The organism is Marisediminitalea oceani, assembly GCF_003731635.1.
In the GTDB taxonomy this organism is placed as follows: Bacteria; Pseudomonadota; Gammaproteobacteria; order Enterobacterales; family Alteromonadaceae; genus Alteromonas; species Alteromonas oceani.
The window spans coordinates 70779-89565 of sequence record NZ_RCUA01000007.1 but is presented as its reverse complement, the minus strand read 5'-3'; the positions used below and the strand labels follow the sequence as shown (position 1 = coordinate 89565).

16 protein-coding genes are annotated in these 18787 nt (G+C 49.9%); 11 read left to right on the top strand and 5 right to left on the bottom strand.

From position 1 onward, the window contains the following. Positions 1 to 43: 43 nt before the first annotated feature. The 4 genes from D9T21_RS01815 to D9T21_RS01800 all read left to right on the top strand — a co-directional run bounded on the left by D9T21_RS01815 (position 44) and on the right by D9T21_RS01800 (position 3827). Positions 44 to 1951 (top strand): metallophosphoesterase family protein, encoded by a 1908-nt coding sequence (locus D9T21_RS01815; protein ID WP_123323455.1) that lies wholly within the window; start codon positions 44 to 46, stop codon positions 1949 to 1951. Further along, on the top strand, positions 1952 to 2494 hold the full coding sequence (fldB, locus tag D9T21_RS01810; protein WP_123323454.1) for a flavodoxin FldB: 543 nt from the start codon (positions 1952 to 1954) through the stop codon (positions 2492 to 2494). It begins immediately after the preceding gene. Continuing rightward, positions 2484 to 3290, top strand: a complete 807-nt coding sequence (locus D9T21_RS01805) for a CLCA_X family protein (RefSeq protein ID WP_123323453.1) — start codon at positions 2484 to 2486, stop codon at positions 3288 to 3290. The genes fldB and D9T21_RS01805 overlap by 11 nt, the downstream gene beginning before the upstream one ends. A gap of 135 nt (positions 3291 to 3425) precedes the next feature. Then, complete coding sequence (locus D9T21_RS01800; RefSeq protein ID WP_105932896.1) at positions 3426 to 3827, top strand: ExbD/TolR family protein; 402 nt, start codon at positions 3426 to 3428, stop codon at positions 3825 to 3827. Between the two features lie 61 nt (positions 3828 to 3888). On the opposite strand, the gene D9T21_RS01795 is transcribed toward D9T21_RS01800, so the two are convergent. Next, positions 3889 to 4632, bottom strand: a complete 744-nt coding sequence (locus tag D9T21_RS01795; protein ID WP_123323452.1) for a tRNA1(Val) (adenine(37)-N6)-methyltransferase — start codon at positions 4630 to 4632, stop codon at positions 3889 to 3891. Further along, a complete protein-coding gene (locus tag D9T21_RS01790; protein WP_123323451.1) occupies positions 4632 to 5264 on the bottom strand; it encodes an NAD-dependent epimerase/dehydratase family protein in 633 nt (210 codons plus the stop codon). The genes D9T21_RS01795 and D9T21_RS01790 overlap by 1 nt, the downstream gene beginning before the upstream one ends. 137 nt (positions 5265 to 5401) lie before the next feature. Here D9T21_RS01790 and D9T21_RS01785 point away from each other — a divergent pair, with 137 nt between their 5' ends. After that, positions 5402 to 7606: a S9 family peptidase gene (locus tag D9T21_RS01785; protein ID WP_123323450.1), complete on the top strand. Its 2205-nt coding sequence runs from the start codon at positions 5402 to 5404 to the stop codon at positions 7604 to 7606. A 215-nt stretch (positions 7607 to 7821) separates the two neighbouring features. Then, positions 7822 to 9678, top strand: a complete 1857-nt coding sequence (locus D9T21_RS01780; RefSeq protein ID WP_123323449.1) for a S8 family serine peptidase — start codon at positions 7822 to 7824, stop codon at positions 9676 to 9678. Positions 9679 to 9742: 64 nt separating this feature from the next. On the opposite strand, the gene D9T21_RS01775 is transcribed toward D9T21_RS01780, so the two are convergent. Beyond that, positions 9743 to 9964: a hypothetical protein gene (locus D9T21_RS01775; protein WP_123323448.1), complete on the bottom strand. Its 222-nt coding sequence runs from the start codon at positions 9962 to 9964 to the stop codon at positions 9743 to 9745. Between the two features lie 245 nt (positions 9965 to 10209). On the opposite strand from D9T21_RS01775, the gene D9T21_RS01770 reads away from it, so the two are divergent. Next, the gene (locus tag D9T21_RS01770) at positions 10210 to 10854 is read left to right on the top strand and encodes an MBL fold metallo-hydrolase (protein WP_123323447.1); all 645 of its coding nucleotides are present in this window, start codon (positions 10210 to 10212) and stop codon (positions 10852 to 10854) included. 51 nt (positions 10855 to 10905) lie between these two features. Here the strand turns inward: D9T21_RS01770 and D9T21_RS01765 are convergent, their stop codons facing one another. Next, entirely contained in the window at positions 10906 to 11814 is a 909-nt protein-coding gene (locus tag D9T21_RS01765) for a MipA/OmpV family protein (RefSeq protein WP_123323446.1), read from the bottom strand. A 213-nt stretch (positions 11815 to 12027) separates the two neighbouring features. On the opposite strand from D9T21_RS01765, the gene D9T21_RS01760 reads away from it, so the two are divergent. Beyond that, positions 12028 to 12381 carry a hypothetical protein gene (locus D9T21_RS01760; protein ID WP_123323445.1) on the top strand — a complete coding sequence of 118 codons (354 nt, stop codon included), beginning with the start codon at positions 12028 to 12030 and terminating at the stop codon, positions 12379 to 12381. Positions 12382 to 12437: 56 nt separating this feature from the next. On the opposite strand, the gene cysE is transcribed toward D9T21_RS01760, so the two are convergent. Further along, positions 12438 to 13253, bottom strand: a complete 816-nt coding sequence (gene cysE, locus D9T21_RS01755; protein WP_105936996.1) for a serine O-acetyltransferase — start codon at positions 13251 to 13253, stop codon at positions 12438 to 12440. A 325-nt stretch (positions 13254 to 13578) separates the two neighbouring features. Here cysE and uvrD point away from each other — a divergent pair, with 325 nt between their 5' ends. The 3 genes from uvrD to D9T21_RS01740 all read left to right on the top strand — a co-directional run bounded on the left by uvrD (position 13579) and on the right by D9T21_RS01740 (position 18737). Next, positions 13579 to 15747 carry a DNA helicase II gene (gene uvrD / locus D9T21_RS01750; protein ID WP_123323444.1) on the top strand — a complete coding sequence of 723 codons (2169 nt, stop codon included), beginning with the start codon at positions 13579 to 13581 and terminating at the stop codon, positions 15745 to 15747. Between the two features lie 9 nt (positions 15748 to 15756). Beyond that, complete coding sequence (locus D9T21_RS01745; RefSeq protein ID WP_123323443.1) at positions 15757 to 17010, top strand: GGDEF domain-containing response regulator; 1254 nt, start codon at positions 15757 to 15759, stop codon at positions 17008 to 17010. Between the two features lie 254 nt (positions 17011 to 17264). Further along, positions 17265 to 18737, top strand: coding sequence for an FG-GAP repeat domain-containing protein (locus D9T21_RS01740; protein WP_123323442.1), 1473 nt, complete (start codon positions 17265 to 17267; stop codon positions 18735 to 18737). Positions 18738 to 18787 lie beyond the last annotated feature (50 nt).

The following is an 18787-nucleotide window of genomic DNA, read 5'->3' as shown; positions in this document are numbered from 1 at the left end:
ACCAGCACCGTATAGTCTGGCAGTAACTACTACAGGAGCAGTTTTGACCTCATCACCCCTTCCTCTTGTTATCGCCGGCCCTGTTTTAAGGCATACGCAACAGGCTGGTTTTACCTTATGGCTGGTTACGTCAGAACCGGCCGATATTGATGTATCCCTGCATCAGGCGCAGCAGGCACAAAACAGTAACTCTACCGACCGCGTTATTCAGGTGGGTGAAAAGGCTTTTATTCATGTACTGACCTGCTCACCACAAACGCCGCTGGCGGCAAACACGCTGTATCATTACCGGCTTAATTTTAATCACACTGAGCAACAGCAACGCTGGCAAAACGAGTTACCTTCGCTGTGCTACCCGGGCCAGAATGACCTGCATTTTCGCGTGCCCGCAGCGCTATCCAATGTGCTGCATGGCAGTTGTCGCAAACCTCATCACCCGTCAGAAGACAGTCTGGTGAGGGTTGATGAACTCATTCATCAGGAGTGTGAGGGCGGCGCGCAAAGACCAGACCTGCTGCTGATGACCGGCGATCAAATCTACGCTGATGACGTAGCCGGACCCATGCTGCAGGCGATAATGCAAACCATCAGACGACTGGGGTTATTTCATGAAGATCTCGATGAGGCAATTGTGGATTCAACAGCCCAGCTTGATGGTCACCCGTACTGCTATTATCACCGCCAGCAAATTCTGCCTCAGGTAGCCACCAATACGGCGTTATCCAAGCTCTTTTTTGGCGCCAAGAAAAAACCGGTGTTTACTTCGGTTAACGCGCAGAACCACCTGATTGGGCTGGCCGAAGTGATTGCCATGTATTTATTGGTGTGGTCGGAATCGCTGTGGGCCGATATCTCGTTTACTGCCGATGAGGTCGACCCGGACCATCAGGCCTTATTTAACCGCGAAGCTGACATTATTAAGCGGTTCAGCCAATCCCTCGGGCAGGTTCGCCGGGCGCTGGCACACATTCCTACCTACATGATATTTGACGATCATGATGTCACCGACGACTGGAACCTGACCCGCGGCTGGGAGCAGGAGGTTTACGGTCATCCGTTATCCCGGCGAATGGTGGGCAATGCGCTGGCCGGTTACTGGCTTTGTCAGGGCTGGGCAAATCAACCCGACAGGTTTACCGCTATCGAAAAACTCGCCAATGAGAACTTTACCGCTAAAGGCATGATGAACCACCCTGCTTTCATCGACGCGTTATTCGACTGGGAACAATGGCATTACCAGCTGGACACTCAGCCTCCGGTACACGTACTGGATACCCGAACCCGACGTTGGCGCAGTGAATCCAGTCTTAATAAACCGTCGGGTCTGATGGACTGGGAAGCCTTGTGTGAGTTTCAGCACCAGCTTATCGGTCAGGATGCCGTTATCGTTGTCTCCGCCGCGCCCATATACGGCGTGAAGTTTATCGAGGTGATCCAGAAACTCTTCACCCTGGCCGGCAAAGCGTTAACCGTAGACGCGGAAAACTGGATGGCCCATAAAGGTACTGCCAGTGTTATTCTGAATATCTTCAGACACTACAAAACGCCACCGCACTTTATTATCTTATCTGGCGACGTCCATTATTCCTTTGTTTACGATGTGCGTTTGCGGTTCAGGCGTAACAGCCCTGAAATCACTCAGTTTACCTGTAGCGGTATTAAAAACACCTTCCCGGATACGCTGATCCGCTGGCTCGACCGTTTCAACCAGTGGTTTTACAGCACCCGCTCTCCGCTCAATATTTTCACCCGACGACGCAATATGTCGGTGCACGACCGCCATCCTGACAGCAACGACAGTATCGCACTGCTTAATCAGTCGGCCATTGGCCAGATGCTGATTGATCCCGAAATCGAAAATGTTCGTTGTATTGCCTTGTGTAGTAATGGTGACACGGTAGAATTCCCCCCGGAACTGTCGGATGACGAAACACCAGCAAGAGAGCAGTAAATGAGTGATACCGGATTAAAAATTGGCCTGTTTTATGGCTCAACCACCTGTTATACGGAAATGGCGGCTGAAAAAATTCAGGACCAACTGAATGCCTTATTCGGCGAACCGGTTGTGGAGCTGCATAACATACAGGATGTATCACTGAGTCAGACTGCCGGTTACGACATTTTAATTCTGGGTATTTCTACCTGGGACTTTGGTGAACTGCAGGAAGACTGGGAGTCGAGCTGGGATGACGTTCATCAGCTCGACCTGTCGGGCAAAATTGTTGCTCTGTATGGTTTGGGCGATCAGCTGGGCTATGCAGACTGGTTCCAGGATGCGCTGGGAATGCTACACGACGCCATCGCGCCAACCGGATGTCAGTTTATTGGTTACTGGCCCAATCAGGGCTATGAGTTTGCCCAGTCCAAGGCACTTACCGAAGATGGCTCCCATTTTGTGGGACTGTCGCTGGATGACGAGAACCAATATGACCAAACCGATGACAGGATCCTGACCTGGTGTACCCAACTGGTAACCGAACTCAGTGAGCTCTGAGGGTAAAAGTCCTCCTCCTGCCGGACGACTTCACCAACAGTACTACCGCAACGGTCAGAGCCATCGTGATGGTGCCGATGTGTCTTTTCAGGATATTCGCCGCCTCTTTGGCTTTCAGTCTATTACGGTGGGCCGCTGGGTAACCGCCGCAGAACAACAAATAGCCGCTAACCTGTTCTTTGATGCATTATATGATCTAATTGATATATTGCAGATCAACGAGCGGGTAGTGTCGCTGAATGGCTCACTGTCTCTTGCCTTTGGCACCGGCGGACAAAAACACGCCAATGCCCATTATCATCCCGCTAAACGCCAACTGGCACTGGCTAAAAATGCCGGCGGCGGCGCGCTGGCCCATGAGTGGTTTCATGCCTTCGACCATTACATCAGCCAACGCTTTTTAAGCGCTCCCAAACCCTTGCTTTTTGCCTCCCAGGCCTGGCTTGATGATGCTGAACTGGTCGAACATCCTTTGAATCTGCGCCTGGCAGATTGCTTTCAACTGATGTTTTTAGATAACGATGGCAGCGCCCCAAACGATTATGTTTTACGTTCAGTTGAGGCCGATAAGGCATTGAAAAGCTTTTACTTTGCATCTCCTCCGGAAATGGCGGCGAGAGCCTTTGAAGCGTGCATTCAGGATCAGGACATTAAGAACGCATTTTTAGTGCAGGGGACAAAAATGTCGGTAGAGGCTAGACTTGGCATTTATCCTCATGGTATTTTGAGACAGCAGCTAAACGAAGCATTTAAGTTGTATTTTTACCAACTGGGTGTGGCGCTGTCCGCAAAATGATGTTGCTTTCTAACGAAAGTGAACGATTAAGTCAGTAAGTTTATCGCTTTTGGTAATATTGTTTGTACAAATTACTACATATTTTTGTTACAAACAGTATACTAGGCAGACAAGTGTTAGAGACAAGAAAACGAAATGAAAAGAAAAAAGCATACTTCTGGGGATGACGAAGCCCAGGTCGACATGACGCCCATGTTGGACATTGTGTTCATCATGCTGATCTTCTTTATCGTAACGACATCATTCGTTAAAGAGAAAGGTCTGGATGTTAATCGCCCAGAAAACAAAAACGCATCAAACCAGCCAAGTAAATCTCTGTCTATTCGTATCGATGAGACAGGTACGATTGTGATGAATGGCCGTGAAGTCGACATCCGTCGTGTTATCGCGAACATTCAGACTTACTTAGCTGAAAACCCAACTGACACTGCAGCTATCCAGGCTCACGAAAATACTGAGCACGGTGTTGTGGTAGAAGTAATGAACCAGGCGAAAGAAGCAGGTATTGGTAAAGTATCTGTACTGGTTAAGTCTTAAGTCAGGGCTTAAGACAAGAAAAAAAGCGCGTCCATCGCGCTTTTTTTGTGCCTGTAGCTTTTCAAAAGTTCAGGTAAAAGTCTGCACATAGCTGTTTATATTCAGCCGTATACTGATTTTCGCCGGTTCGGATGGTTAGCGTTTCTACTGCTACCGATGCTGGTACACGCACAAAGCAATACACGCCGAGGTAGGGCGCAGAACTGGCGTTATGCCGTACGCTAAGACTCTGCTTTACATGCCAGCCTGATTGCAAGGCACTGTTAAACACCACCGCTTCCCTGGCAATTGGATACATACAGTAAAGCCTGCTCCCCGCATGGCTAAGTACGGCAGTTTGTGCAAAAAAATCATCAATACTCAGCGTTTGTTCCGTGCGCGCCAGCCCCCTACTCTCAGACATAGACGCATAAGCGCGGGTGGGGCTTACGGCATCCGCAAAATACGGCGGGTTCGATACTATCAGGTCATATTGCTGCTGATGATCCATCTCCTGCAGCGGGCTTTGCTCTACCCGAACTTTTTCTGGCCACGAACTGTTAGCCGCGTTGTGCCTGGCCTGAGCAATCGCCCCCGAATCGATATCAATGGCAGTAATGGCAGCATCAGGCGCACTTTTTTGTGCCATCATCAGCGCCAGAATGCCCGAACCTGTCCCCACATCCAGCATAGAGCTGGCATTCGTCGTATCAACGAAGCTCCCCAGAATCAGACTGTCGGTAGAGACCTTCATGGCGCACTGGTCGTGGGCGACAAAAAACTGCTTACACTGAAAACCTTTGGGTTGCTTAGAAAGCTTACTCATCAGAAAGTCTGGTGGCGCATCATTTCTCTGGCCACCTGGTGAGGATATACCGCACGGTATTTTTTAAGCCGGCCAACCAGCAGTGGTTTCAGCAGTTGCATTATGCTTGCCCCAACCCGCTCCAGCGGGCGATTATCGTTAGCCCGTTCGCCAATTAACACGCCCGGCCTTACCGCAGCGGCATTGGGCAACTGCGGCATGCGCATGATGGCGTTTTCCAGTTCCCCTTTCACACGCAGGTAATAGTTTTTACTTTTAGCATTGGCACCTACCGAGGAAATCCACACAAATCCGCCAGCCCGCTGTGCCCTGGCTAACTGGGCCGCGACGTGAACATATTCAAAATCCACCTTACGAAAGGCGCTGATGTCACCGGCTTTCTTTAGCGTGGTTCCCAGGCAACAGTACACATGATCAACCGAAAAATAACCCTGATACTCATCCAGGTTATCAAAATCAATCACCACCGGCCGCAGCTTGTTATCGGGATCCTGATAGTGTTGCCGCCCCAGTGGACGCCGGACCAGGCAAGTGACCGATTCATAGCGGGGATCGAGTAACAGCAGCCTCAGCAGGTTCTGCCCTACCAATCCACTGGCTCCCAGGATAAGTGCGCTTTTTAATACTGCCAAATTGTGTCATCCTCTAGCTTTAATATGGAGCCCGCACACTGCCGGGTTCTCCTGTATAACAACAACTTGTTTATACGTATTTCAGAGCAAATACGTGCAGTAAGCAAGCCCTAATAACGACAGATAATAGCGTATCCATGAAAAAAGCTTTAATACTTGGAGCCCTTATGCTCACAAACACGGTAGCCGCTGAAAAGCTGACCATCGAACGGATTTATGCGTCGCCGTCACTGGACGGTAGTTCTCCCAGAAACCTGCAGGTGGCCCCCGACGGCCAACGCGTGACCTACCTGCAAGGAAAACAATCTGACTACGAGCGCCTCGACCTGTGGGAATACAACATTGCCTCAGGGGCCTCGCGATTGTTGTTTGATTCCGATGACTTATCCAGTGGCGAAGAGACTCTTTCTGACGAAGAAAAAGCGCGCCGTGAGCGCATGCGCTTATCCGGCAGCGGAATTGTTAGTTATCAATGGTCGGCCGACGGCAAAGCGCTGTTATTCCCTATGGGCGGCGATGTATTTTATCACCAGTTAGGTAAGCCCGGTGCCCGCCAGTTACTCGATACCGAAGCCTTTGAAACCGATATTAAGTTATCGCCCAAAGGTAACTATATCTCGTTTATTCGCGACCAGAACCTGTACATCAAACATATCGGGTCAGGCAAGGAAACGGCGATTACCACTAAAGGCGGTGGCAACATCAAATACGGTATGGCCGAGTTTGTTGCGCAGGAAGAAATGAACCGTATGACCGGCTACTGGTGGTCTCCGGATGAGTCTTACATTGCCTTTACCGAAGTGGATGAAGCGCCGGTTGAAGTGATTACCCGCTCAGAAATCTATGCTGACGAGATCAAGATGATCGAGCAGAAGTACCCCAAAGCGGGGACGCCTAATGTCACCATCAAACTGGCTGTACAGAACATTGAAAGCGGCGACCGTCAGTGGATTGATACCGGTAAAGAGCAGGATATTTATATTGCCCGCGGTAAATGGATGCCCGACAGCGAGCATTTTACTTATCAGTGGCAAAGCCGCGACCAGCAACAGCTGGAGCTGCGCAGTTACAACGTAAATAACCAGCAGCAGAAACTGGTGCTTAAAGAGCAGTCGGATACCTGGGTTAACCTGCATGACGACTTTACCTTTTTAGCCGATGGTAAACATTTTATCTGGGCCTCGGAGCGCGACGGCTTTAAACATCTTTATCTGTTCAGCAATGAAGGCAAGCTGATCCGTCAGCTGACTGCAGGCGAATGGGTAGTGGACGAACTGGAAGCGGTTAACGATAAAACCGGCCAGGTATACTTTACCGGCCGCATGGACACTCCGCTGGAACGCCATTTATATGTGACTGATCTTGAAGGCAGCAAACCACAGCGCCTGACCGATCGCGACGGCATGCACGGCATCAGTTTTAGCCGCGATGCGTCAATTTATGTGGATAGCTCTTCTACCGCAAACCGTCCTACTCAGGTAAGTTTGCACAGCGCCGACGGCAAGCAGCTCACCTGGCTGGAAGAAAACGCGCTGGATGAAAACCACCCGCTTACGCCTTACCTTAGCGACTGGGTAGAGCCTGAGTTTGGCACCATCACCAATGACGACGGCATTGACCTGCATTATCGCCTTTACAAGCCGGCAGAGCTGAAAGGCAAGCATCCGGTGATTGTTTACCTGTATGGTGGTCCTCACGCGCAGGTAGTCAATAACGCCTGGGGCGGCAACCGTGGCCTGCTGATGCAGCACTGGGTAAGCAAGGGCTATGTGGTATTCAGCATTGATAACCGTGGCTCAAATTACCGTGGCAAGGCGTTCGAGGAACCTATCTACAAAGCGATGGGCAGCGTAGAAGTTGACGACCAGGTAAGCGGCGTTAAATTCCTCCACACCCTGCCCTATGTGGATAAAGAACGCATCGGCGTATACGGTCACAGCTATGGCGGTTACATGACGCTGATGAGCATGTTTAAGGCCGGTGATTACTTTAAAGCCGGGGTATCCGGTGCACCAGTGACCACCTGGCGGTTGTACGACACGCACTACACCGAACGCTATATGGGCAACCCGAACACCGATAGCGATGCCTATGAAGCGTCATCGGTATTCCCTTATGCAGAAGGACTACAAGGCCCGCTGCTGATTTATCATGGCATGGCCGATGACAACGTATTGTTTACCCACAGCACCAAGCTGTATAAACACCTGCAGGATGCCGCCAAACCTTTCGAGGTGATGGACTATCCTGGCAAGAAACACAGCATCCGGGGTAAACAAACAGGTATACATTTGTATCACACCATCACTAATTTCTTCGACAGACATTTTGATGTGAAGTAAAAAACCCGATAAGTGACAGGGACTTCCTGTCACTTATCACATCGTCCCGGCACACACAGGGATGAAAAATTATACTTATTAACTAAGCTATTCACTTGCACCCGCCAAATAAATTTCATAATTTCAAATAAGGCCCTGGGCCTGATAACAATAAAAACTATATTAGCCGAATACTATTCGGTATCTCTTTTTTAGTAGCACAAGTGAATAATAATATGTTTAAAACAACCCTAAAACCTACACTGGCAGCAGTCCTGCTTGCCGTTAGCGGTTCTGCCCTTGCGGCAGACGACAGATACATTATCCAGGTCGATAACAACTCCAAAGGCATAATCAAAGCACTGGCTAAACAGTCCGGCGCAGAGATCCACATTGATGCTGACGGCTTTATCGCCGCAACATTCACAGGCAAATCACTCGATGAAGTAAAAGGCCTGATGAATAATCCTCATGTCAAACTGGTAGAAGCCGATCAAAAGCGCTACCCCACGGCTCTTTTCAATGACGACACTGGTAGCCCGATGCAAACGCAGATCACCCCGTATGCGGTGTACCAGGCGCAGGCTGATCAGGTAACGTTTAACCCTAACGCCGGCATGAAAGTCTGTGTTATCGATTCTGGTCTGGACGACTCTAACCCGGATTTTGTCTGGTCTAACATTACCGGCGATAACGACCCGGGCACCGGCAACTGGTTTGACGCTGGCGGCGAACACGGCACTCACGTAGCCGGTACCATTGGCGCTGCCGACAACACTTTCGGCGTGGTTGGTATGGCGCCAGGCGTGGATATGCACATCATTAAGGTCTTTAACGAGTCTGGCTGGGGTTATTCGTCCGGCCTCGCTCAGGCAGCCCAGCTTTGTCAGGCGGCCGGCGCTAATCTGATCAATATGAGTTTAGGCGGTGGTGGTGCTTCCAGTACCGAGGATAATGCGTTTGCAGACTTCACTGCTGCAGGCGGTCTGGTGGTAGCGGCAGCCGGTAACGATGGCAACTCAGTACGTTCTTATCCGGCAGGTTATTCGTCGGTAATGATGGTTGGCGCTAACGATGCCGACAACAACATTGCCTCATTCTCACAGTACCCGAGCTGTACCAGCGGTCGTGGTAAGCGAGCCACCACTGACGAAACCATCTGTGTGGAAGTGACCGCCGGTGGTGTGGATACGCTGTCAACAGTACCAGCGGGTTTATCAACCGCATCGGGCCTGCTGGCCGATGGCAGCGGCTTTGCTTCTTCCGGCATGGAAAACATGGGTAGTGCCGCTGGTAGTACATATTTTATGGGCACTGCCGAGTCCGTTGATAGCGGTGCAGCTGGCAAAATTTGTGTTATCGACCGTGGCGTAATCAGCTTCTTCGATAAAGTGGCTAACTGTGAAGCATCTGGTGGTGTTGGTGCGGTAATCATCAATAATGAAGCTGGTATGTTGTACGGTACGCTGGGTGACACCAACACAACCTCTATCCCTGCGGTTGGCGCAGCGCTGGAAGATCGTTCCGCATTGCTGGCCGCAACAAGCATGGAGGTGTCTGTTGAAGCCAGTGATTATGCTTATCTGAGCGGTACTTCAATGGCTACACCTGCAGTTGTGGGCGTGGCAGCACTGGTGTGGTCGAATCACCCAAGCTGTAGTGGTACAGAAATTCGTGAGGCGTTAAAAGCGACCGCACTGGATGGTGGCGCTGCCGGTAAAGACGAGTATTTTGGTTACGGTATTGTGCAGGCAGCCGCGGCAGATACTTACCTGACCACCAACGGCTGTGCCGGCGGTGACAACGGTGGTGGCGACAATGGCGGTGGCGACAATGGCGGTGGTGACACCGGCACAGATCTGACCCTCACGGCATCCGGTTACAAAGTGAAAGGCTCTCAGGTAGTCGATTTGAGCTGGGCTAACAGTACTGCCGATATGACTATCTACCGTAATGGCAGTGAGATTGTCAGTGTAAGCGGCGTAACGGCTTACACCGACGCACTTAACACCAAAGGCGGCGGCGTCTATGACTATCAGGTTTGCGAAACCGGCACTACTACCTGTTCGGCAACCGTTACGGTAGTTTTCTAACGACACCGGGATAACGAAAAAGGGCTGTGATCACACAGCCCTTTTTAAATCACACCACGATAACTCAGGCTTCTTTGGCAAAGCCCCTGAAAACATACCCCAGTGCATCACAAGCCCGTCCTACCGGACAGTCTTCTTTATGCACTATATCCAACCCCACCTTTACTGCTTTTTCTTTGCACACACTGCACTCACAAGCCGTGTTAAACGACTCGTCACTGATAAACTGGCCAGCGTCGAGCAAATCCATAATGATGATCTTGAGATCTTCCCGAGAAACGTCCACTTTCGTCTCCTGCATACGATAAATTTCATCATTATTATATTTGCAGTGGCCGGAAGAGGTGCATATTGATACGGATAATCAGGTATAGTCAGACAAACTCTGACTTATTGAACTTAAGTATAAATAACTTAAAAATTCTCAGAAAATCAATGCACCAACTGTTCACGGTCAGAGGCGTGCCTGATTGTGACATCGACGAATAATTCCTGCTAACATAACAACAAATTTCCTGGCCAGATACGATTGTGAAAATACTTGTTATTCCTGTTACCCCGTTTGCTCAGAACTGCTCATTAATCTGGGATCCCGACACCATGAAAGGTGCGCTGGTCGACCCGGGCGGTGATGAAGAAAAGCTTTATAAAGCGGTCACCGAGCAACAGGTTACCATCGAAAAAATTATTCTCACCCATGGGCATCTCGACCATGTTGGCGGCACTACCGCTGTGGCCGCCCATTACAACGTGCCAATCATTGGCCCGCACATTGGCGACAAGTTCTGGCTAGATGCGCTGATGCAACAGAGCCAGATGTTTGGCTTTCCACCGGCCCAGCCTTTCAGCCCTAACCAGTGGTTAACCGAGGACGATACCATTTCGGTGGGCAACCTGAAGCTGGAAATTCTGCACTGTCCCGGGCACACCCCAGGCCACGTTGCTCTGGTTGAACGCAGCAGCAATAAAGTGATTGTGGGCGATATTATTTTTGCTGGTTCAATTGGCCGTACTGACTTCCCTCAGGGCAACCACCAGCAATTAATTGAAGCGATCCGTGAAAAGCTCTTCACACTGCCAGATGAAATGACGGTATACCCCGGCCACGGCCCAACCACCAGCATTGGGCACGAACGCTCAACCAACCCATTTGTGGCAGACGCCAAATTTGGCTAACGTCTACCAGAAAAAAGCCGCGGTCAGCGGCTTCTTTCTTTTTTATCAGCTTTACCAGGTGGCTTTAGCGTCGCTTTTATAGGCACGCCAAACAAACCCGACACCCACACTATAGGTCACATCTTTCTCAAAAAGCGGACTTTTTTCATTCGCAGAACCACTATTAAATTGTACCGATGTGGTTAGAAAGCCCCGCACGTTTTTAACTACCGGGAAGGCCAGTCCTGCCGACAACTCTGCGCCCAGGTAGCCACTTTGCGCATCGTAGGCAGGCCTGACCGTTGTGGCATATTCCGGCGTTACCTCATAGAAGTAATCATGTAACTTTTCGGTGGCCCAGGTTGCTCTGAGGGCCAGGCTAAAACCTGTATCTGGCAGGAAAACGCCCCGTTGCTGATAGGTCAGGGTCGGCTCAAAGACAAATCCTCTGCCATCAAATCCGCCAAAATCGGTAGAGAAGACGGCACGAGCCTGAAGCCGGGCATTCAGGCGCGAGTTACCGCCCCCGCTAAAAGAAAAGTCTCTAATTTTGTAGATCAGCTGCGGGCCAATCTCAACCAGATAGTCGAGCTCAGGCATGCCTTCGCGAACGGTATTGTCATCGCTGTCTGCTGCAAAGGCTCCGCCAAAACTCATGTCCAGTTCCAGCCTGTCATTTTCGAGGAATACGGCTCTTGCTCCCCCTCTTCCGCCAACACGAAAAATATCACCGCGATAAATCACATAAGGTAATGCCAGAGCTACAAAATTGCGCTCTGATGAGGCCGGATAATTCGGTGACTCTATCATGCCGCCGCCCACCCCCGCTTCCCAAAGGGGGAGTCGCCCATTCAGGCCCTCAAAGCCGGTTAAATCACGATTTGGCGAGTCTTCGATAGCGGCATCTTCAGACGCGGCCAGGCCTCCATTGCATAGCAACGTCAGCAAAATCAGCCCGCCAAGTTTTTTAAAAAAGTACATGGTGTAATCCTAAACAACAAAAATAGAGTCCATAAGACCGATCATAATCTGGCATAAACGACTCTTTATACTCAGTAAATCACGTCAGGGATGAAAAAATCACCAAAGAGAGGCAGCAAGCTACTAACCTATGGGCAGTACCGCATAATTAAGGCTTTTGCTCAAGGCAATTTGCGCTATGATGCCATTACTTCAGACTAAGAATCTTTTCTGATGGGATTGCCGGACTTTATAAAACAATGGTTTCGCCCTGCCCCGCTCCCTGTGATTGCGGTAGGTACTGATATCGCCTCTTACCAACTGCTTGAATATCTGACCAACTCACCAAAGTTCGCCCCCTTATACGTACTGAACGAAGAGCCCTGGCATCACCGTACTTATATGTTTGGTGCGCAATTGCGCTATGCCAGTGAGCTTCTTGCTCTGGTCGAAAAGCATCAAATCAAAAAGATTTATTGTGTCACGGCGGAAGACTACGCCAGGCTCGAGAGTGAGTACGCTAAAGCGTTATCGGTAAAAGACTGTGAGCTTTGTTTGCTGGGTAAGGGGGAGTTACCGCAAAGCTGAACCGCTCAGGTTCAAAAACAAAGGCTGACCGTTTTTAACGATCAGCCATTAGCCCGCTAAGCTTGTTCGTAGGGTTCGTTGTCTTCCAGCACATTCTGATTCATGGAGTCGCAGGGTCGCGGACAACAGGGACGGCCCACCACTTTGGCCGGTACACCTACTACCGTAACATGAGGCGGAACATCGTTAAGCACAACACTGCCTGCGCCCACTTTTGAACCTTCGCCAATTTCGATATTGCCCAGCACCTTAGCACCAGAACCAAGCATGACGCCCTGACGAATCTTAGGATGACGGTCGCCGCTCTCGTTACCAGTACCGCCAAGCGTAACGTTTTGCAGAACCGACACGTTATCTTCGATCACTGCTGTTTCGCCCACCACAATACCTGTGGCGTGGTCGAACATTACGCCCTTCCCAATGGTGGCCGCCGGGTGAATGTCCACTGCAAAAGTTTCGGAATTACGGCTTTGTAAAAACAATGCCAGTTGCTGCCGGCCCTGCTGCCACAAGTAGTGCGCCATACGATGCACCTGAACAGCCTGGAAGCCTTTGAAGTGCACCAGCACATTAAGGTAATTGGTTACCGCCGGGTCACGGGTGTAAATGGCGCGAATATCTTCGATAGCCGACTCAACGATGGCCGGTTCCAGCAAGTAGGCTTCGTCCAGAATTTCTCTGATAGTCAGCGCTGGCATCACATCGTCTGCCATTTTGTTCGACAAAATAAAGCTCAGCGAAGACTCAAAGTTATGATGGGTTAAAATGCAGGCATGAATAAAACTCGCTAACAGCGGTTCTTCATCGACAATTTGACGCGCTTCTTTTTTTAGCTGCAGCCAAAAATCAGCGGTATCGGTCAGTGCATGCATGGGCGTTCCTAATTAGTTTGCTGTGCGGGTAAGGTTGAACAAGAATAAACCAGCCAACGCGCGTAGCGGTAACATAATGGTTTATGGCTTCAATTCAAGAGGTAACCCGAAAAAATTGCGATAGCCGGAGAATTCAGCGCGGTCTGCGACACCGGAAGGTTAATACTACCTTATATCCGACCGGAGTTCGCCAGGATCACTTTCATTAAGTTGCTACGGGCAATAATCCGCCATTATTGTGCAAGCGCGGTTTAACGCAGTAGGCTTTAATGGCATACTTTGCTTTTTATGGCCTGAATAAAAATACAGGTGTTTTTGTATTGTTATGGATGTTTCTGAGTTACTCGACGAATTAAACGATAAACAGCGCGATGCCGTGGCCGCACCGCTGTCTAATATGCTGGTACTGGCGGGTGCTGGTAGTGGTAAAACCCGTGTACTGGTGCATCGCATCGCGTGGTTAATGCAGGTAGAGAATATCGCCCCTTACAGTATTCTGGCGGTAACCTTTACTAACAAGGCTGCGCGGGAAATGCGCGGGCGTATTGAGCATGTAATGGGCCGGCCATTAAATACCATGTGGATAGGCACCTTCCATGGCCTGGCGCACCGTTTGTTGCGGGCTCATTACGCGGAAGCCAATCTGCCGGAAAATTTTCAAATCCTTGACTCAGACGACCAATACCGACTGGTGCGCCGGGTGCTTAAGGCCATGAACCTGGATGAAAAACACTGGGCGCCACGGCAAATCCAGTGGTACATCAACGGTAATAAAGACGAAGGTCTGCGCCCCCAGCACATTGAAACCCACGGCGATCATACCCAACAGAAAATGCGCGATATCTACGCCGCGTATCAGGAAGCCTGCGACCGCTCCGGACTGGTAGACTTTGCCGAGCTATTGCTGCGGGCCCACGAATTATGGGTTAAGAATCCCGATGTGCTGGCTCACTACCAGCGCCGTTTCCGCGCCGTGCTGGTTGACGAATTCCAGGATACCAACAATATCCAGTACGCCTGGTTACGCCTGCTGTGTAATCAGGACAACAATATTATGATTGTGGGTGACGACGACCAGTCTATCTATGGCTGGCGTGGCGCGAATGTAGATAACATCCAGCACTTCCTGAAAGACTTCGACGGCGCATCAACCATTCGCCTGGAACAGAATTACCGGTCTACCGCGACCATACTTAAAGCCGCCAATACGGTTATCGATAATAATCAGGGCCGGCTGGGTAAAGAATTGTGGACCGATGGCGACGATGGCGAACCGATTTCGATTTATGCCGGTTTCAACGACCTCGATGAAGCCCGCTTTATTGTTGCGCAGATTTCCGACTGGCATAACCAGGGTAATCAGTTAAAAGAAGTGGCCATTTTATATCGCAACAACGCCCAGTCGCGGGTACTGGAAGAAGCCTTGCTGCATCAGAGCCTTCCCTACCGCATATACGGCGGCCTGCGCTTCTTCGAACGGCAGGAAATTAAAGATGCGCTGGGCTATATGCGGCTGGTTAATCACGCCCATGATGACGCCGCGTTTGAGCGGGTAGTCAATACGCCCAGTCGCGGTTTGGGTGAGCGCACGCTGGCCACCATTCGCGAGCAAACCCGTTTGCAGGATTGCTCTATGTGGCAGGCCAGCTTACAGCTATTGCAGGATGGCAGCCTGAAAGGCCGCGCCGCCAATGCGCTGAATGCCTTTATTGAGCTTATCAATAAACTGGCCGACGAATTTGAAGGCCAGCCGCTCGAAGAACAAGCCAACAAGGCCATTAATCAGTCAGGCCTGTATGCCATGTACCAGGCTGAGAAGGGCGAAAAAGCCCAGGCCCGCCTGGAAAACTTAGAAGAACTGGTTACCGCCTGTAAGCAGTTTGTGATCCCCGAAGAAGCAGATGAAATGACCCCGCTGCAGGCTTTCCTTGCCCACGCTTCACTGGAAGCCGGTGAGACCCAGGCCAGCGGCGATCAGGACGCAGTGCAGCTAATGACCATTCACACCGCCAAGGGTCTGGAATTCCCGTTGGTCTTTATTGCCGGGGTGGAAGAAGGCATGTTCCCCAGCCAGATGACCAACGACGAGCCTGGCCGCATGGAAGAAGAGCGCCGCCTTTGTTACGTAGGTATGACCCGGGCAATGAAAAAACTGTATATGACCTACGCCGAAATGCGCCGGGTATACGGGCAGGAAAAATATCACACAGCGTCACGCTTTTTACGGGAAATTCCCAGCGAATGTGTGGAAGAAATCCGTCTGACGTCTACAGTATCAAGACCGGTAACAAGTCGTTTCAGCAATGCAGCGTCCCATGAGCGGATGGAGCAAAGTGGTTTTTCACTGGGTCAGCGGGTAAGACACCGCAAGTTTGGTGAAGGTGTAGTGCTAAACTATGAAGGTAGTGGCGATCATGCCCGGGTTCAGGTGAATTTTGATGAATTCGGCAGTAAATGGCTGGTACTGAGCTTTGCCAAACTAGAGGTGATATAGGACGCATTAATGCAGCAGAAGGTGCTGATAATTGAAGACAGTGCGAGTACTATCAGCCTGCTGACCAAGCTGGTTGAAATGGCGCAATTAAAGCCGGTACTCGCCACTTCACTGACTGCAGCCAAACATATTTTTATTCACAGCGACCCGGAAGACTATCTGTGCGCCATTGTCGACTATGACCTACCAGATGCTCCCAACGGTGAGGCCATCGACTTCGCTGTAAAAAGTTACCTGCCCACCATTGTTACCACAGCCAGACTCGATGAGGACATTCGTAAAGCAGTGCTGTCGCGGGATGTAGTAGATTATATTCCCAAAGAAAACGCGCAGATTTTTGATTACCTCATGCGGCTGATTGGCCGGCTTGAGAAAAACAAAACCACCGGTGTGCTGGTTATTAATCCCAAACGCAATGAGCGCTCCGCCATGGCAGCCCTGTTGCGCCGGCATAACTTCATTACCTATGAATGTGCCACCGCCGCTCAGGCGGAGACCCTCCTCGATGAACACAGTCACATTAAGCTGGTGTTTGTTGACAGTGATATTCAGGATAAGCCGCCTACCCAGTTTGTTGCCTGGCTGCGCAAGCAATACAGTAAGGAAGATCTGGCGATAATTGGTATCGCTAACGATCGCAACAATCTGCTCTCGGCACGCTTTATTAAAAGTGGTGCCAATGATTTCGTGCGGAAACCTTATCACCTGGAAGAGTTTCTTTGCCGGGTAAACCAGAACATTGAACTGCTGGAAAATGTAGAAACCATCAGACGCACGGCGAATACCGACTACCTCACAGGTTTACCTAACCGCCGCCACTTTTTCTATACCGTAAATAAAATGCAGCGCAACCAGCCAGCCAATCAGGCGCTGGCGTTACTCGATTTAGATTTTTTTAAAGCCATTAACGACACCCATGGCCATGACGCCGGCGATGAAGTGCTCAAAGTGGTAGCCAACCGCCTCGCGGTGATGTGTGCAGATGTGATTATTGCTCGCTTTGGCGGCGAGGAATTTTGCCTGTATTTGCCCGACACCACTCCTCACAACGCAGTAAGCCGACTTAAAGATATACGTCATAACATCAGTGAACACCCGGTTAAATTCGGCGAACTGACCTTAAACGTAACAGTCAGCATCGGACTTACCACACGAAGTGATCATAATATTCAGGCCATGCTCACCACCGCCGACAAGCTGCTCTATCAGGCCAAACACAATGGCCGTAACAGAGTGGAGCATGATGCAACAAATCTGAACTAACTATGCGTGAAAGAGAGTAGTAGTAATGTTAAACAAGGTTGTCTTTACGCGCGTTGTTGCTACCGCCTGAGATTATCCAGTTAACCAACAATAACAATTACTACCAGCATCACATACCTGCCATTTACGTATAAATAAATATACATAGTTATTTTTTTGCACAACAAATCCCCATTCAGGCTGGTCTAGGGTAAAAAAGTTTGTACAAAATATCATCGGAACATCTGATTATCTAAAAAACAAGGCTGTAAAATATGTCGTTACTCCCTCCTCAGTTAAAACCAAAATCCATTTTGCCATGCATATTGCTATCACTTTCTATCGGCGGATGCGGAGGAGGTGGCAGTGATGACTCTTCCGGCACTACCGCACCACCGCCTAGCACTGGTGGTAATGAAACACCTGAATGGAGTGCGCCGCAAAAAGTATTGTCATCACTAATGATGGATGCAAATGGTGACGGCCACGTTGATATTCTGGTCGCATCCTATAGTGATCAGGGCTACAGCACACCGCTGCTATTAGTAAATGATGGCAATGCCAGTTTTGCTGAACTCGACAACGCAGTGGAGTGGGCTGGTGCTTCTGAAAGTCAACAGACCATCCACATGGCACAGATAGACGCAAATGGCGATGAATATGCAGATTTAATCGCGGTGGTTACCGAAGCTGATTACAGCTCCTCATCGTTCAAATTATTACTGGGCTCTGCCAGCGGTCAGTTTACCGAGCAGTCTGGTAATATCGCCGATGACACCTTTACTGGTTGGGGTGAGGTCATTGTTGCCGATTTTGATAACGACACTAATCAGGACTTTATCTTATCCTACAATCCAAATGGTGCGAGCTGCGAAGTACTGCAATCAGAGAAGAATGGCTGTTTGGGCGGTACGATTTATCTTAATGATGGAAACGGTAGTTTTACGCCGGCCACTATTCAAATCACTGATACGCTCGACAATAATCAGTACGCCAGTAACACACTGGACTTCTCAGACAAATCCAATGGCTTCGTAAACGGCAGCTCGGCTGCCATCTGGCGGGTTGAAGTGGGTGATTTAAACGTTGATGGCTTGCTTGATGTTGTCTCCCCGACCTTTGGCGAACGGGAAATTCCTACCTTTGTTAACGAAAGCTCGCCAGGCCAGCTTGCATTCAGGGTGATTTACTCTGATATTCCGCTCTCCGCCGGTGGCGGCAGCCAGCTTCTGGATATTAATCAGGATGGCATTAAAGACCTCGTGATGTCTGAGGCTATATATAACGGTGCGGAAGTTCAGAATGAAGACATGACTACTCCGGTCTACCTTGCAATCAATGATGGCAACGGTAATTTTACCCTTGCCAACGATCTGTTTGATGGTGCACAACCCACAGTACAACACGCCAGAGCCTGGATAGTAAAAGACTTTGACCAGGATGGCAGTGACGACCTATTCGTTGCCGATCACGGCTATGACTTTTCGCCATTTACGGGTTTCCGGAATTTACTGTTATTAAATTCTGTTGAGGGATTGAGAGATGCAACGGAAGCGTCTTTAGGTTCAGAAAATACCTTTACTCATGGTGCCAGCGCAGGAGACGTGAACGGTGATGGATTTCCGGATCTGTATTTGAACAACGATTTACAGCTTACCGATACAAATCCTGACGCAGCACAAGCTATTCCTCGCCTGTGGCTCAACAATGGTGATGGTACATTTAGCGCCAGCGCCCAGGATTTATAGCCTTACCGCAGTAACGACAACCGTCGTTACTGCCCTTTCCAACGTCTGAA